The 14,714-nt window shown below is 67.1% G+C and carries 22 protein-coding genes; 21 read left to right on the plus strand and 1 reads right to left on the minus strand.

The window, feature by feature from the left end; translation table 11 throughout:
* Positions 1-15: 15 nt before the first annotated feature.
* Positions 16-312, minus strand: a complete 297-nt coding sequence (locus tag ASF89_RS02860; protein WP_156463303.1) for a hypothetical protein — start codon at positions 310-312, stop codon at positions 16-18.
* A 139-nt stretch (positions 313-451) separates the two neighbouring features.
* On the opposite strand from ASF89_RS02860, the gene ASF89_RS02865 reads away from it, so the two are divergent.
* The 21 genes from ASF89_RS02865 to rplN all read left to right on the plus strand — a co-directional run bounded on the left by ASF89_RS02865 (position 452) and on the right by rplN (position 14,711).
* Positions 452-1,021: a GNAT family N-acetyltransferase gene (locus ASF89_RS02865; RefSeq protein WP_055811939.1), complete on the plus strand. Its 570-nt coding sequence runs from the start codon at positions 452-454 to the stop codon at positions 1,019-1,021.
* Positions 1,022-1,031: 10 nt separating this feature from the next.
* Positions 1,032-1,577 carry a DUF6121 family protein gene (locus ASF89_RS02870; protein WP_055799855.1) on the plus strand — a complete coding sequence of 182 codons (546 nt, stop codon included), beginning with the start codon at positions 1,032-1,034 and terminating at the stop codon, positions 1,575-1,577.
* Between the two features lie 261 nt (positions 1,578-1,838).
* Complete coding sequence (gene rpsL, locus ASF89_RS02875) at positions 1,839-2,213, plus strand: 30S ribosomal protein S12 (RefSeq protein WP_043593380.1); 375 nt, start codon at positions 1,839-1,841, stop codon at positions 2,211-2,213.
* Positions 2,213-2,683: a 30S ribosomal protein S7 gene (gene rpsG, locus ASF89_RS02880; RefSeq protein ID WP_055799861.1), complete on the plus strand. Its 471-nt coding sequence runs from the start codon at positions 2,213-2,215 to the stop codon at positions 2,681-2,683. The genes rpsL and rpsG overlap by 1 nt, the downstream gene beginning before the upstream one ends.
* An 86-nt stretch (positions 2,684-2,769) precedes the next feature.
* Entirely contained in the window at positions 2,770-4,884 is a 2,115-nt protein-coding gene (fusA, locus tag ASF89_RS02885) for an elongation factor G (protein ID WP_055799864.1), read from the plus strand.
* Between the two features lie 126 nt (positions 4,885-5,010).
* Complete coding sequence (gene tuf, locus ASF89_RS02890) at positions 5,011-6,204, plus strand: elongation factor Tu (protein WP_055811942.1); 1,194 nt, start codon at positions 5,011-5,013, stop codon at positions 6,202-6,204.
* Between the two features lie 126 nt (positions 6,205-6,330).
* A complete protein-coding gene (locus ASF89_RS02895; protein WP_055811945.1) occupies positions 6,331-6,543 on the plus strand; it encodes an Rv0909 family putative TA system antitoxin in 213 nt (70 codons plus the stop codon).
* A 108-nt stretch (positions 6,544-6,651) separates the two neighbouring features.
* Entirely contained in the window at positions 6,652-7,626 is a 975-nt protein-coding gene (locus tag ASF89_RS02900) for a DNA topoisomerase IB (protein ID WP_055811948.1), read from the plus strand.
* Positions 7,627-7,722: 96 nt separating this feature from the next.
* On the plus strand, positions 7,723-8,550 hold the full coding sequence (locus ASF89_RS02905; RefSeq protein ID WP_055799874.1) for a DarT ssDNA thymidine ADP-ribosyltransferase family protein: 828 nt from the start codon (positions 7,723-7,725) through the stop codon (positions 8,548-8,550).
* A 424-nt stretch (positions 8,551-8,974) separates the two neighbouring features.
* Positions 8,975-9,283, plus strand: coding sequence for a 30S ribosomal protein S10 (gene rpsJ / locus ASF89_RS02910; RefSeq protein ID WP_043593369.1), 309 nt, complete (start codon positions 8,975-8,977; stop codon positions 9,281-9,283).
* Between the two features lie 17 nt (positions 9,284-9,300).
* Positions 9,301-9,951, plus strand: a complete 651-nt coding sequence (rplC, locus tag ASF89_RS02915) for a 50S ribosomal protein L3 (RefSeq protein WP_167627285.1) — start codon at positions 9,301-9,303, stop codon at positions 9,949-9,951.
* Between the two features lie 3 nt (positions 9,952-9,954).
* On the plus strand, positions 9,955-10,617 hold the full coding sequence (gene rplD, locus ASF89_RS02920; RefSeq protein ID WP_055799880.1) for a 50S ribosomal protein L4: 663 nt from the start codon (positions 9,955-9,957) through the stop codon (positions 10,615-10,617).
* Entirely contained in the window at positions 10,614-10,913 is a 300-nt protein-coding gene (gene rplW, locus ASF89_RS02925; protein ID WP_055799883.1) for a 50S ribosomal protein L23, read from the plus strand. The genes rplD and rplW overlap by 4 nt, the downstream gene beginning before the upstream one ends.
* Before the next feature lie 18 nt (positions 10,914-10,931).
* Entirely contained in the window at positions 10,932-11,771 is an 840-nt protein-coding gene (gene rplB / locus ASF89_RS02930) for a 50S ribosomal protein L2 (protein ID WP_055799887.1), read from the plus strand.
* Between the two features lie 12 nt (positions 11,772-11,783).
* Complete coding sequence (rpsS, locus tag ASF89_RS02935) at positions 11,784-12,065, plus strand: 30S ribosomal protein S19 (protein ID WP_055799891.1); 282 nt, start codon at positions 11,784-11,786, stop codon at positions 12,063-12,065.
* A 24-nt stretch (positions 12,066-12,089) separates the two neighbouring features.
* A complete protein-coding gene (gene rplV, locus ASF89_RS02940) occupies positions 12,090-12,482 on the plus strand; it encodes a 50S ribosomal protein L22 (RefSeq protein WP_055799894.1) in 393 nt (130 codons plus the stop codon).
* Entirely contained in the window at positions 12,482-13,261 is a 780-nt protein-coding gene (rpsC, locus tag ASF89_RS02945) for a 30S ribosomal protein S3 (RefSeq protein WP_043593357.1), read from the plus strand. Before rplV ends, rpsC begins: the two co-directional genes overlap by 1 nt.
* 2 nt (positions 13,262-13,263) lie before the next feature.
* Complete coding sequence (gene rplP, locus ASF89_RS02950) at positions 13,264-13,683, plus strand: 50S ribosomal protein L16 (RefSeq protein WP_055799897.1); 420 nt, start codon at positions 13,264-13,266, stop codon at positions 13,681-13,683.
* The gene (gene rpmC, locus ASF89_RS02955) at positions 13,683-14,012 is read left to right on the plus strand and encodes a 50S ribosomal protein L29 (RefSeq protein WP_055799900.1); all 330 of its coding nucleotides are present in this window, start codon (positions 13,683-13,685) and stop codon (positions 14,010-14,012) included. Before rplP ends, rpmC begins: the two co-directional genes overlap by 1 nt.
* Positions 14,012-14,308, plus strand: a complete 297-nt coding sequence (gene rpsQ / locus ASF89_RS02960) for a 30S ribosomal protein S17 (RefSeq protein ID WP_055799902.1) — start codon at positions 14,012-14,014, stop codon at positions 14,306-14,308. The genes rpmC and rpsQ overlap by 1 nt, the downstream gene beginning before the upstream one ends.
* Before the next feature lie 34 nt (positions 14,309-14,342).
* On the plus strand, positions 14,343-14,711 hold the full coding sequence (gene rplN, locus ASF89_RS02965; protein WP_043593350.1) for a 50S ribosomal protein L14: 369 nt from the start codon (positions 14,343-14,345) through the stop codon (positions 14,709-14,711).
* The last annotated feature ends 3 nt before the right edge of the window (positions 14,712-14,714 follow it).

The following is a 14,714-nucleotide window of genomic DNA, read 5'->3' on the forward strand; positions in this document are numbered from 1 at the left end:
TCCGTCGTCCCCGCCTCACTCCGGCGAGCGACCGCCGCCGATCCGCTCCAGCCGACGGTCGTCGAAGAGCAGCCCGACGTAGTCGGCCTCGACCTCGTGGTGGATCCGCCCGTCGGTCGGCTCGTGGCGCACGACGTACCGACCCGCGAACAGCAGCAGCACGGGGGCCTCGGGCCGCCACAGCTCGGCGACGACGACGGCCGCCCGCCCGGTGATGCCCACCCGGTACACGGTCGAGCCCCGAGGGGGCTCGCCGAACTCGTCGTCGCCGCAGGTCACCTCGACGGAGACGTAGGCGGGGTCGTCCAGCACGACCCTTCCGCACGCCGTCACCGCCCCTTCGCGAATGATGTGCCCCATGCCGTCGACTCCCTCTGCATTGCGACCGTGATGTGAATCATCGATCAGGTTCCCATGACGCGGTCAACGCGTCCAGCCGATGCGTCGCCCCATGGTCGGCGATAGGGTCGGCGGCGTGCGCTATGAACGGCAGCTGTCCGACACGGTCGTCCTGAGGGAGGCGCGGGTCGCCGATGCCGCGTCGCTCGCCGCCGCCTACGACCGCAATCGCGATCACCTCGCCCCGTGGGACCCTGCGCGCCCGCCGTCGTTCTTCACGGAGCACGGTCAGCGGTCGCTGCTGACCCAGAGGCTGGCGACCTCGGCAGCGGGGGAGGGGCAGGCGTTCCTCCTCGTCGAGGGCGCCGAGGTCGTCGGCGGCATCTCGCTCAACCAGATCGTGCGAGGCCCCGCCCAGCGGGCGACGGTCGGCTACTGGCTCGACCACGAGCACGTCGGTCGGGGTCTCGCGACGGCAGCGGTCGGTGCCGTCGTCGACTTCGCGACCGAGACCCTCCGTCTGCACCGCCTCGAGGCCGGCGCTCTGCCGCGCAACGCAGCCTCTCGGGCCGTGCTCACCCGGTCGGGCTTCGTCGAGTACGGCTATGCGGCGAGCTACCTGCGCATCGCGGGCGCGTGGGAGGACCACGTGCTGTACCACCGCCTCCTCGGCCCGGCGTAGCCTCGACGACATGAATCGCGCCGTCTACGCGGTGATGGGCACCGTGCTGTTCGCGGCGCTGATCATCACCACCGCCGCGTTCGAGAGCGTGCTCCTCGACCGCGACGTCATCTCCGAGCCCGATGCGGGGACGCTGCTCGGCCCCGCGATGTTCGCCGCCGCCGTGCTGATCGTCCTGCTGGCGCTGCTGCGGTCGGCCGCCGTGGCCGACGCGGTGGAGGGCGGTGCTCCCGTCATGCGCGGGGCCTTCCCGGCTCAGCCCGCCGACGATCCGGCCCGGCGGGCCGGCGCCCGCCCGTCGCTCGACCCGGACGACGAGTTCCGCCCGGGGCACGCCCCGCTGCTGCCGACGGCCCTCGCGACCACCGTGCTGGTGTACCTCGGCATGCTCCTCGTCGGTTCGGTCTGGTACGGCCTGGTCCGAGACGAGCTCGTGTCGACGGCCCTCTTCGCCGGGCGCTACGCCCTGTCGCCCCTCGTCCTCGGCTCGGCGCTCTGGGCGGGCCTCGTGGTGGCTGGGACGATCGCGATCTCCCGGGTCGAACCGCGCACCTGACGCCGCGCGTCCGCCTCCGGCGTCCCCGATGGGCCCACCGACATTTGATTAACCCCGCGGGTCGAAGCTATGCTCTAGCGGGTGTGCGCTTAACTGCGCGCCCGAAAAATCCCCCTCGGCGTCAGCGCCGGGTCGGGTACCGACCGTCTCGGCCACCGAGACGAGGATGCCGGCGGATCCGCCGGACAGAGCAGAGCGATGCGAGAGCAACGCGACTCGACGTGGTCGTCAGACCGGGTCGAGATCGAACGAGGAGAACCAGTGCCAACTATTCAGCAGCTGGTCCGCAAGGGACGCACGCCGAAGGTCGTCAAGACCAAGGCCCCCGCCCTGCGGTCCAACCCCCAGCAGCGTGGCGTGTGCACCCGTGTGTACACCACCACCCCCAAGAAGCCGAACTCCGCGCTCCGCAAGGTCGCTCGTGTGAAGCTCTCGAACGGCACCGAGGTCACCGCCTACATCCCCGGCGAGGGCCACAACCTGCAGGAGCACTCGATGGTGCTCGTGCGCGGCGGTCGTGTCAAAGACCTCCCCGGTGTGCGCTACAAGATCGTCCGTGGCGCCCTCGACACCCAGGCCGTGAAGAACCGCAAGCAGGCTCGCAGCCTCTACGGTGCGAAGAAGGACAAGAAGTAATGCCTCGTAAAGGACCCGCGCCCAAGCGCCCTGTCGTCGCCGACCCGGTCTACGGTGCGCCGATCGTCAGCCAGCTCGTCAACAAGATCCTCCTCGACGGCAAGAAGGGGCTCGCCGAGCGCATCGTCTACGGTGCTCTCGCCGGCGTCTCCGCCAAGAACGACCAGGATGCGGTCGCCACGCTGAAGAAGGCGCTCGACAACGTGCGCCCGACTCTCGAGGTCCGCTCGCGCCGCGTCGGCGGTTCGACCTACCAGGTCCCCGTCGAGGTCAAGCCCCACCGCGCCAACACCCTGGCTCTCCGCTGGCTCACCAGCTACGCCAAGGCTCGTCGCGAGAAGACCATGACCGAGCGTCTCATGAACGAGATCCTCGACGCCTCGAACGGTCTGGGCGCCGCTGTCAAGCGTCGCGAGGACACGCACAAGATGGCCGAGTCGAACAAGGCCTTCGCGCACTACCGCTGGTAACCGGCCGAGGAGGCGCGGTGTGCGCACGACGCGCACCGCACCTCCTCGTCCCCCCAACTTCCCCACCTACCCCTTCGGAGGAACCCGTGGCACAGGACGTGCTCACCGACCTGAACAAGGTCCGCAACATCGGCATCATGGCTCACATCGATGCTGGCAAGACGACGACCACCGAGCGCATCCTGTACTACACGGGCATCACCCACAAGATCGGTGAGGTCCACGACGGTGCGGCCACGATGGACTGGATGGCGCAGGAGCAGGAGCGCGGCATCACCATCACCTCGGCTGCGACGACGTGCTTCTGGAACAAGAACCAGATCAACATCATCGACACCCCGGGCCACGTCGACTTCACGGTCGAGGTCGAGCGTTCGCTCCGCGTGCTCGACGGCGCGGTCGCCGTCTTCGACGGCAAGGAGGGCGTCGAGCCCCAGTCCGAGACCGTCTGGCGTCAGGCCGACAAGTACGACGTCCCCCGCATCTGCTTCGTCAACAAGATGGACAAGCTGGGCGCCGACTTCTACTTCACGGTCGACACGATCATCAACCGCCTCGGTGCGAAGCCCCTGGTCATGCAGCTCCCCATCGGAGCCGAGAGCTCCTTCGAGGGCGTCGTCGACCTGGTCGAGATGCGTGCCCTCACGTGGCGCGGCGACGCCAAGGGTGACGTCGAGCTGGGTGCGAAGTACGAGATCGAGGAGATCCCGGAAGACCTCAAGGAGAAGGCCGCGGAGTACCGCGCCAAGCTCCTCGAGACGGTCGCCGAGTCCGACGACGTGCTGCTCGAGAAGTACTTCGGCGGCGAAGAGCTGACGATCGCCGAGATCAAGGCGGCCGTCCGCAAGATGACGGTCAACTCCGAGCTCTACCCGATCTTCTGCGGTTCGGCCTTCAAGAACCGCGGTGTGCAGCCGATGCTCGACGCGGTCATCGACTACCTCCCCTCGCCCCTCGACGTGCCTCCCATGGAGGGTCACGACGTCCGCGACGCCGAGAAGATCATCATCCGCAAGCCCGAGTCGTCGGAGCCCTTCTCGGCTCTGGCATTCAAGGTCGCGGTGCACCCCTTCTTCGGTCGACTGACCTACGTGCGCGTCTACTCGGGATCCATCGAGTCCGGCGCCCAGGTCATCAACTCGACCAAAGACAAGAAGGAGCGCATCGGCAAGATCTTCCAGATGCACTCCAACAAGGAGAACCCGGTCGACAGCGTCACCGCCGGGCACATCTACGCGGTCATCGGTCTGAAGTTCACGACGACCGGCGACACCCTGTGCGACCCCTCCGAGCAGATCGTCCTCGAGTCGATGACCTTCCCGGAGCCCGTCATCGAGGTCGCCATCGAGCCGAAGACGAAGGCCGACCAGGAGAAGCTCTCCCTGGCCATCCAGAAGCTCGCCGAAGAGGACCCGACGTTCCGCGTCGAGCTCAACGCCGAGACCGGTCAGACGGTCATCAAGGGCATGGGCGAGCTGCACCTCGACATCCTCGTCGACCGCATGAAGCGCGAGTTCAACGTCGAGGCCAACGTCGGCAAGCCCCAGGTGGCCTACCGCGAGACGCTCAAGAAGGGCATCGAGCGCTACGACTACACCCACAAGAAGCAGACCGGTGGGTCGGGTCAGTTCGCCAAGGTCCAGATCGCGCTCGAGCCCTTCGAGGTCACGGCGGAGTCGACCTACGAGTTCGTCAACAAGGTCACGGGTGGTCGCGTTCCGCGCGAGTACATCCCGTCGGTCGACGCCGGCATCCAGGACGCCATGCAGGTCGGTGTCCTCGCGGGCTACCCGACCGTCGGCGTCCGGGCGCTGCTGCTCGACGGTGCGGCGCACGACGTCGACTCGTCCGAGATGGCCTTCAAGATCGCTGGGTCGATCGCCTACAAAGAGGCGGCTCGCAAGGCCCAGCCCGTTCTCCTCGAGCCGCTCATGGCGGTCGAGGTCCGTACGCCCGAGGAATACATGGGCGACGTCATCGGCGACCTCAGCTCGCGACGCGGGCAGATCTCGTCGATGGAAGACGCCAGTGGTGTGAAGGTCGTTCGGGCCAGCGTGCCGCTGTCGGAGATGTTCGGATACGTCGGTGACCTGCGGTCGAAGACCTCGGGCCGCGCCGTCTACTCGATGACGTTCGAGTCCTATCAGGAGGTCCCCTCGGCTGTCGCCGAGGAGATCATCCAGAAGAACAAGGGCGAATAGTCCCGAACCACGCGGCCGAACCTCGACCGCGTAACATGTACACACACCAATCCGCAGTGTCCGGTAGGCCGGGTCATCGACCCGGCCCCCGGCTCCACTGCAACCGAGTCCTGAGGAGGACCCACAGTGGCTAAGGCCAAGTTCGAGCGGACCAAGCCGCACGTCAACATCGGAACCATCGGTCACGTCGACCACGGCAAGACCACCCTCACCGCGGCGATCACCAAGGTGCTGCACGACAAGTACCCGACCCTCAACGAGGCGTCGGCCTTCGACCAGATCGACAACGCGCCCGAAGAGAAGCAGCGCGGCATCACGATCAACATCTCGCACGTCGAGTACCAGACCGAGAAGCGTCACTACGCTCACGTCGACGCTCCCGGCCACGCCGACTACATCAAGAACATGATCACCGGTGCGGCTCAGATGGACGGCGCGATCCTCGTGGTCGCCGCCACCGACGGCCCGATGCCCCAGACGCGTGAGCACGTCCTGCTCGCTCGCCAGGTCGGCGTCCCCTACATCGTCGTGGCCCTGAACAAGTCCGACATGGTCGACGACGAGGAGATCCTCGAGCTCGTCGAGATCGAGGTGCGCGAGCTCCTCTCCAGCCAGGACTTCGACGGCGACAACGCCCCCGTCGTGCAGGTCTCCGCTCTCAAGGCCCTCGAGGGCGACGAGAAGTGGGCCGCCACGGTCGCCGACCTGATGGACCAGGTCGACGAGAACGTCCCCGAGCCCGTCCGTGCCACGGACCAGCCCTTCCTCATGCCCGTCGAGGACGTCTTCACGATCACCGGTCGTGGAACCGTCATCACCGGTCGTGTCGAGCGCGGCATCCTGAAGCCGAACGACGAGGTCGAGATCGTCGGCATCAAGGAGAAGTCCTCCAAGACCACCGTCACCGCCATCGAGATGTTCCGCAAGACGCTCGAAGACGCACGCGCCGGTGAGAACGTCGGACTCCTCCTCCGCGGCACCAAGCGCGAGGACGTCGAGCGGGGCCAGGTCGTCGTCAAGCCCGGCTCGATCACGCCCCACACCGAGTTCGAGGCGAACGTCTACATCCTGTCCAAGGATGAGGGCGGCCGTCACAACCCGTTCTACGCGAACTACCGCCCGCAGTTCTACTTCCGCACCACCGACGTCACGGGTGTCATCACGCTGCCCGAGGGCACCGAGATGGTCATGCCCGGCGACACGACTGAGATCACCGTTCAGCTGATCCAGCCCATCGCCATGGAAGAGGGCCTCCGCTTCGCCATCCGTGAGGGTGGACGCACGGTGGGTGCCGGTACCGTCACCAAGATCGTCAAGTAAGTACTGGTCCTCCAGCACTTCTGATCTCGTCAGAGAGGTCGGACCCCCCGGGGTCCGGCCTCTTCGTCGTATCCGGGTCCACCATGGAGGCGAGCCGGACGGACCGGCACGGACAGGAGAGATCTCATGGCTGGCTTCGACGACATCAGCAAGAAGGCCCAGGCGTTCCTCAAGGACGGCAAGGTCCAGGACGCCCTGAAGAGCGAGAAGGCCGAGGGTGTCAGCGACGACGTCCTCGCCGCGGTCGCGAAGGCCGCCGACAAGGCGACCGGCGGCAAGCACACCGACAAGATCGAGCAGGCGCGCCAGCAGGCGGACAAGCGGATCGGCGATCGCTGACCCGACCGCTCCAGCGACGCCCTCGTCGGGCGGCCCGGTCCTCCGAGGTCGCCCGATGGCGTACCCCGGGCCGATGCCGGCCCTGACGGTGCGGTGTTGACTCGACGCATGCCGCGTCTCCGCCGTACAGATGCCAGCCGTCCCGGGATCACGCGCCGACGATCGGGGACGGGCTTCACCTACCGTGACGAGACGGGCCTCCTCGTCACGGATCCCGATCTGCGGGCGCGCATCCGGCATCTCGGCATCCCGCCGGCCTGGACCGACGTGTGGATCGCGCCGTATCCGAACGGACACGTGCAGGCGACGGGCGTCGATGCCGCGGGCCGCCGTCAGTACGTCTACCACCCGACGTGGCGCGAGCAGAAGGATCGGGTCAAGTTCGACCGGGCCATGTCCCTCGCGGAGTCGCTTCCGGCGGCGCGTGGCCGGGTGACGCGTGACCTCCACCTGCCCGAACCCGTCCGGGCGAGGGCGCTGGCGGCGGGGTTCCGCATGCTCGACACCGGCTCCCTCCGCGTCGGGTCCGAGCGTTACGCCGAGCAGCACGGCAGTCATGGTCTCTCCACGCTCCTCTGCGCCCATGTCACCGTGTCGGACGACACCGTGGCGCTGTCGTTCCCGGCGAAGAGCGGACAGGCGTGGGAGTCCTCCATCCGGGACCCTGATCTCGCCGCCGTCGTGCGGGGGCTCAAGCGCCGGGGCCCGCGGGCCCGGCTCCTGGCCTGGCGCCCCGAGGCCGGCGCCGCCTGGCGCCCGTTGCACGCGGCGGAGATCAACGAGTACGTCAAGGAGCAGACCGGCGGCGACTTCACGGCCAAGGACTTCAGGACCCTCCACGGCACGGTGGCCGCCGCCGTCAGCCTCGCGAAGAGCGGGCCCCAGGAGTCCCGGACGAGGAGGCGCCGAGCCGTCTCGCAGGCGATGCAGGCGGCTTCCGAGGTGCTCGGCAACACCCCGACGGTCGCTCGCGCGTCGTACGTCGACCCGCGACTGGTCGACGCCTACGAGCACGGCGAGACGATCGACCCGAGGCGTCCGACCGCGGCCGAGTCCGAGGTCAGGGCCCTCCTCTACCGCTGATCCGGCATCACGGCATTAGTCACTGCTCGGCTCCATGACGTACCGTTGAGGGTTGCGTCGGATCGAGTCCGACGCCCGAGAGGAAATACTGCAGTGATGGACGAGTGCATCCACGGTTTCGAGAGGGAGCTCTGCGACATCTGCGCACCTCGCCGACGCGAGCCCCAGGTCGACGCCGACGGTCAGGTCGTGACCCTGGCGCCCAAGCGACGCGCCGCTTCGCGGAAGCCCGAGTCGCTCCGCAGCACCCCGGCCCTCCCGCGGGACATGGCCGCGTCGGCCGTGGCGGCGCAGTCCGCTCTGACGCCCGTGCCGGTGTTCGCCCAGCAGCGGGTCTACCACTGGACCCACGTCTCGAACCTCCCGGGGATCCTCGAGTCGCGTGAGATCACGGCGGGTGCCACGCCGACGCTCGACGTGAGCTCCGAGGCGACGCGGGCGCTCCGTGCCTCCGTGGCCACCGCCTCCGGTGCTCCCGTGGCGGATCACGTCCCGTTCTCGCTGTCGCCGCATGCGAGCGCCTGGGACACCCTCCGCACCGGTGCGGAGGGCTACGAGTGGTCGGACGCCGCGCGCTCAGCCAAGGCGACCGACTTCGTGATGCTCGTCGTCCCGGTCTCGGCGCTCGGTGACGACTTCGTGGTGACCGAGGGCGACGCCGCCGTGCAGGGCGTCCGCGCCGCCGTCGGCGTCGACGCGGCCTCGAGCATGGTGCGACGCTTCTCGCTCGCCGACCCCGACCTCCTCGAGCCCGAGGTCCTGGTCCCGTCACGGGTCGCCTTCGACGCCGTGACCCTCGTCGGCGTTCCGAACGACAAGGTCCGCGACTCGGTCAAGGCCCTCGTCGCCGACGCCGGCGGACACGCTCCGCGGGTCGCCGTCTACCCGCCCTGGTTCCGGCCCTCGCCCGTCGAACAGGCCTGATCACGCGGGTGCCGCGTCCGCCCAGGAGGCGCGCGCGGCACCTGCGGAAATCCGCGACACGCCCGGGTTGCAGCAAATGCAGGCGTGTGGCAAAATCGTCTAGTTCAACATTCCGAGTTGCGCCACGGGCGCCGCTACGGATCACTGCCAGGCAGTGCACAGACGCCATGCGTCTGGGCCGCGGGTAGCAGGACACATCTCACAATGGAATCCCTCGCGACGTCCGCCCTCCGGGTGCGACAGGCGGGGTGATGACCGCGATGATTGCCCTCCCCGGGTCTTCGCCGCGGCCTCCGCCCGGGTTCCGAGATGTTTGACACGAGAACAGCGGTACGCGAGAGACACGTAGTGCCAGATGTTTGCCCAGCAAACAGCGTCAGGCGGCCCCCGAGGTGCGCGACGTCCGAATGAGAGAGAGTCACACATGGCGGGACAAAAGATCCGCATCCGACTTAAGTCGTACGACCACGAGGTCATCGACACTTCCGCGCGCAAGATCGTCGACACGGTCACCCGCGCGGGCGCTACGGTGGTCGGCCCCGTGCCGCTGCCGACCGAGAAGAACGTGGTCGTCGTGATCCGTTCGCCCCACAAGTACAAGGACTCGCGCGAGCACTTCGAGAAGCGCACGCACAAGCGCCTCATCGACATCGTCGACCCGACGCCGAAGGCCGTCGACTCGCTCATGCGTCTCGACCTGCCTGCCGACGTCAACATCGAGATCAAGCTGTAGGGGAGGCGACCATGACCATCAGCACCACCAAGAACGTCAAGGGCCTGCTCGGCAAGAAGCTCGGCATGACCCAGGTCTGGGACGAGAACAACAAGCTCATCCCCGTGACCGTCGTGGAGATCGCGCCGAACGTCGTGACCCAGGTCCGCTCGCTCGAGAAGGACGGCTACACGGCCGTCCAGATCGCCGCCGGTCAGATCGACCCCCGAAAGGCCACCAAGCCCGCCGTCGGACACTTCGACGCAGCCGGTGTGACGCCCCGCCGCCACCTCACCGAGGTCCGCACCGCCGACGCCGCCGAGTACGCACTCGGTCAGGAGCTCACGGTCGACACCTTCGAGGCCGGCCAGAAGGTCGACGTCGTCGGAACCTCCAAGGGCAAGGGCTTCGCCGGTGTCATGAAGCGTCACAACTTCAAGGGCGTCGGCGCCTCGCACGGTGCTCACCGCAACCACCGCAAGCCCGGCTCGATCGGCGCCTCGTCGACCCCCAGCCGTGTCTTCAAGGGCATGCGCATGGCCGGTCGCATGGGTGGCGACCGCGTCACCATCCTGAACCTCACGGTGCACGCCGTCGACGCCGAGAAGGGTCTGCTGCTCGTCAAGGGCGCCGTCCCCGGTGCTCGCGGCCGCATCGTTTTCGTCCGTACCGCCGTGAAGGGGAAGTAGCTCATGGCCACCACTACAGCATCGGCCACCTCGGTCGACGTCCTCGACGCCACCGGCTCGAAGACCGGCACCGTCGAGCTCCCCGTCGAGCTCTTCGACGTCGTCACCAACGTCCCGCTGATCCACCAGGTCGTCGTGGCCCAGCAGGCCGCAGCCCGTCAGGGAACCCACAAGACCAAGCGTCGTGGCGAGGTCTCCGGCGCCGGCCGCAAGCCGTTCAAGCAGAAGGGAACCGGTCGCGCTCGTCAGGGCTCGATCCGCGCCCCTCAGATGACCGGCGGTGGCATCGTCCACGGGCCGCAGCCGCGCGACTACGCGCAGCGCACGCCCAAGAAGATGATCGCCGCAGCCCTGCTCGGAGCCCTCTCCGACCGTGCGCGCGGAGCCCGCGTCCACGTCGTCGAGAGCTTCGTCGCCGATTCGATCTCGACCAAGGTCGCGCTCGACCTCCTCGCGTCCGTCGCGTCGAGCAAGCACGTCCTGATCGTCGTCGACCGCGACGACGAGCTGACCCGCAAGAGCGTTCGCAACGTGACCACGGTCCACGTGATCACGTACGACCAGCTCAACGCCTACGACGTGCTCGTCAGCGACGACATCGTCTTCACGAAGAGCGCCTTCGACGGCTTCGTCGCCTCGAAGACCAAGAAGGAGGCCTCCGCATGAGCGGCTACGGCAAGGACCCTCGCGACGTCATCATCTCGCCCGTCGTCTCCGAGAAGAGCTACTCCCTGATCGATCAGGGCAAGTACACCTTCATCGTCGACCCGCGGTCGAACAAGACCGAGATCAAGCTCGCCATCGAGAAGATCTTCGACGTCAAGGTCGACAGCATCAACACGCTCAACCGGACGGGCAAGACCCGTCGCACCCGTTTCGGCACCGGCAAGCGCAAAGACACCAAGCGCGCCATCGTGACGCTCAAGTCCGGTTCCATCGACATCTTCACGGCTGTCGGCTAGGGAGCAGAGGGATAAAACATGGCTATTCGTAACTACAAGCCCACGACGCCGGGTCGCCGCGGTTCGTCGGTCGCCGACTTCGCGGAGATCACGCGTTCGACGCCCGAGAAGTCGCTGCTCCGTCCGCTGACCAAGTCGGGCGGGCGCAACAACGCCGGCCGCATCACGACGCGACACATCGGTGGTGGCCACAAGCGCCAGTACCGCGTGATCGACTTCCGTCGTCACGACAAGGACGGCATCAACGCCAAGGTCGCTCACATCGAGTACGACCCCAACCGCACCGCGCGCATCGCGCTGCTCCACTTCCTGGACGGCACGAAGCGCTACATCATCGCCCCGAACAAGCTGTCGCAGGGCGACATCGTCGAGTCGGGTGCCGGTGCCGACATCAAGCCCGGCAACAACCTGCCGCTGAAGAACATCCCCGTCGGTACGGTCATCCACGCCATCGAGCTGAAGCCCGGTGGAGGCGCCAAGATGGCTCGCTCCGCCGGTGCCTCGGTCCGTCTGGTCGCCAAGGACGGCCCCTACGCGCAGCTCCGTCTGCCGTCGGGCGAGGTCCGGAACGTCGACGCCCGCTGCCGCGCCACGATCGGCGAGGTCGGCAACGCCGAGCAGTCGAACATCAACTGGGGCAAGGCCGGCCGCATGCGCTGGAAGGGCGTCCGCCCGACCGTCCGTGGTGTCGCCATGAACCCCGTCGACCACCCGCACGGTGGTGGTGAGGGCAAGACCTCCGGTGGTCGCCACCCGGTCAGCCCGTGGGGCCAGAAAGAGGGCCGCACGCGCCACCCCAACAAGGAGAGCGACAAGCTCATCGTCCGTCGTCGTAACGCTGGCAAGAAGCGTAAGTAGGAGTTGTAGAAGATGCCACGCAGTCTTAAGAAGGGCCCCTTCGTTGACGACCACCTGCTCCGCAAGGTCGTCTCGCAGAACGAGGCCAGCACGAAGAACGTCATCAAGACCTGGTCGCGCCGATCGATGATCATCCCGAACATGCTGGGACACACCATCGCCGTGCACGACGGACGCAAGCACATCCCCGTGTTCGTGACCGAGAGCATGATCGGCCACAAGCTCGGTGAGTTCGCGCCCACCCGCACCTTCCGTGGTCACGTGAAGGACGACAAGAAGGGTCGTCGCCGCTAACGCGGCGACGTAAGGAGGAGAGAAATGGTGGAGTCGATCGCACGCGTGCGTCACATCCGCGTCACCCCCATGAAGGCCCGTCGCGTCGTCAACCTGATCCGCGGCAAGCAGGCCCTCGAGGCCCTGGCCATCCTGAAGTTCGCCCCCCAGGGTGCGAGCGAGCCCGTCTACAAGCTCGTCGCGTCGGCCATGGCCAACGCCCGTGTCAAGGCGGACAAAGACAACAGCTACCTCGACGAGCAGGACCTCTACGTGAGCCGTGCATTCGTCGATCAGGGTGCAACCCTCAAGCGGTTCCAGCCGCGAGCCCAGGGGCGCGCCTTCCAGATCCTGAAGCGCACCAGCCACATCACGATCGTCCTCGCGACGCCTGATGAGGTCGAGGCTGCCGACGCTACGAAGAAGGCGAGCAAGTAATGGGCCAGAAGGTCAACCCGTACGGCTTCCGTCTGGGCATCACCACCGACCACGTGTCGCGGTGGTTCACCGACAGCACCAAGCCGGGACAGCGTTACAGCGACTACGTCGCCGAGGACGTCAAGATCCGCACCCTGCTCAAGACCTCGCTCGACCGCGCCGGCGTGGCCAAGATCGAGATCGAGCGCACCCGTGACCGCGTCCGCGTCGACATCCACACCGCCCGTCCGGGCATCGTGATCGGTCGTCGTGGCGCCGAGGCCGAGCGCATCCGCGGCGACCTCGAGAAGCTCACGAGCAAGCAGATCCAGCTCAACATCCTCGAGGTGAAGAACCCCGAGGCCGAGGCTCAGCTCGTCGCGCAGGGAATCGCCGAGCAGCTCGCTGCTCGTGTCGCGTTCCGTCGTGCGATGCGCAAGGGCCTCCAGGGCGCCCAGCGCGCCGGCGCCAAGGGTGTCCGCATCCAGGTGTCGGGTCGCCTCGGCGGCGCCGAGATGAGCCGCTCGGAGTTCTACCGCGAGGGCCGCGTGCCCCTGCACACGCTCCGCGCCAACATCGACTACGGCTTCTACGAGGCCAAGACCACCTTCGGTCGCATCGGTGTCAAGGTCTGGATCTACAAGGGCGACATCACCAACAAGGAGCTCGCACGCGAGCAGGCGAACCAGAAGTCGTCTCGCCCCGAGCGCCGTAACGACCGTGACGGTGCCCGTCGCGGCGGGGGCGACCGCGCTCCCCGCGAGCAGAAGGCACCCGCCACCACAGGAGCTGAGGCGTAACCATGCTTATCCCCCGTCGTGTCAAGCACCGCAAGCAGCACCACCCCGGTCGCAGTGGCCAGGCCACTGGTGGCACCAAGGTCAGCTTCGGTGAGTACGGCATCCAGGCACTCACGCCCGCTTACGTGACCAACCGTCAGATCGAGTCCGCTCGTATCGCCATGACGCGTCACATCAAGCGCGGCGGCAAGGTCTGGATCAACATCTACCCCGACCGTCCCCTCACGAAGAAGCCCGCCGAGACCCGCATGGGTTCCGGTAAGGGTTCGCCCGAGTGGTGGGTCGCCAACGTCAAGCCGGGTCGCGTGCTCTTCGAGCTCAGCGGCGTCAGCGACGAAATCGCGCGCGAGGCACTCACTCGTGCGATCCACAAGCTGCCCCTCAAGGCACGCATCATCAAGCGCGAGGAGGGCGACGCATAATGGCGATCGGATCCAAGGAGCTCCGTCCGACCGAGCTCGACACTTTCGAAGACGAGCGTCTGGTCGACGAACTGAAGAAGGCCAAGGAAGAGCTGTTCAACCTGCGCTTCCAGTCGGCGACCGGCCAGCTCGAGAGCCACGGCCGCCTGCGCGCCGTGAAGCGCGACATCGCTCGCATCTACACGGTCCTGCGTGAGCGCGAGCTCGGCATCCGTGCCACCCCCGTCGCCGTCGAGGCCGCCCCCAAGGCGACCAAGAAGTCGACCAAGAAGGCCGCCGCCGACGAGGCGCCCGCCGCCGAGACCGTCGAGACTGCCGAGGAGAAGTAATGGCTACCGAGAACAAGACCGAGGTCGACTCGGCAGCCGTCGAGACCCGCGGCTACCGGAAGACCCGTCGCGGCTACGTGACCAGCGACAAGATGGACAAGACCATCACCGTCGAGGTCGAGGACCGCGTCAAGCACCCCCTGTACGGCAAGGTCATCCGCCGCACGTCCAAGGTCAAGGCGCACGACGAGGCCAACGCGGCCGGTGTCGGCGACCTCGTCGTGATCAGCGAGACCCGTCCGCTCAGCGCCTCCAAGCGCTGGCGCCTGGTCGAGATCCTCGAGAAGGCGAAGTAGGCCTCGCGGCCTGCTTGCGTAGAAGGAGACACAAGTGATTCAGCAGGAATCCCGCCTCAAGATCGCCGACAACACCGGTGCGAAAGAGATCCTCACCATCCGCGTCCTCGGAGGCTCCGGCCGTCGTTACGCCGGCCTCGGTGACGTGATCGTCGCGACGGTGAAGGACGCCATCCCCGGCGGAAACGTGAAGAAGGGTGACGTCGTCAAGGCGGTCATCGTTCGTACCAAGAAGGAAGTCCGTCGTCCGGACGGCTCCTACATCAAGTTCGACGAGAACGCCGCAGTGATCCTGAAGGCCGATGGGGACCCTCGTGGCACCCGCATCTTCGGGCCGGTCGGTCGCGAACTTCGCGACAAGAAGTTCATGAAGATCATCTCGCTGGCGCCGGAGGTTATCTAAGTC

The sequence above is a fragment of the Frigoribacterium sp. Leaf172 genome, from assembly GCF_001424285.1.
Taxonomy (GTDB): Bacteria; Actinomycetota; Actinomycetes; order Actinomycetales; family Microbacteriaceae; genus Frigoribacterium.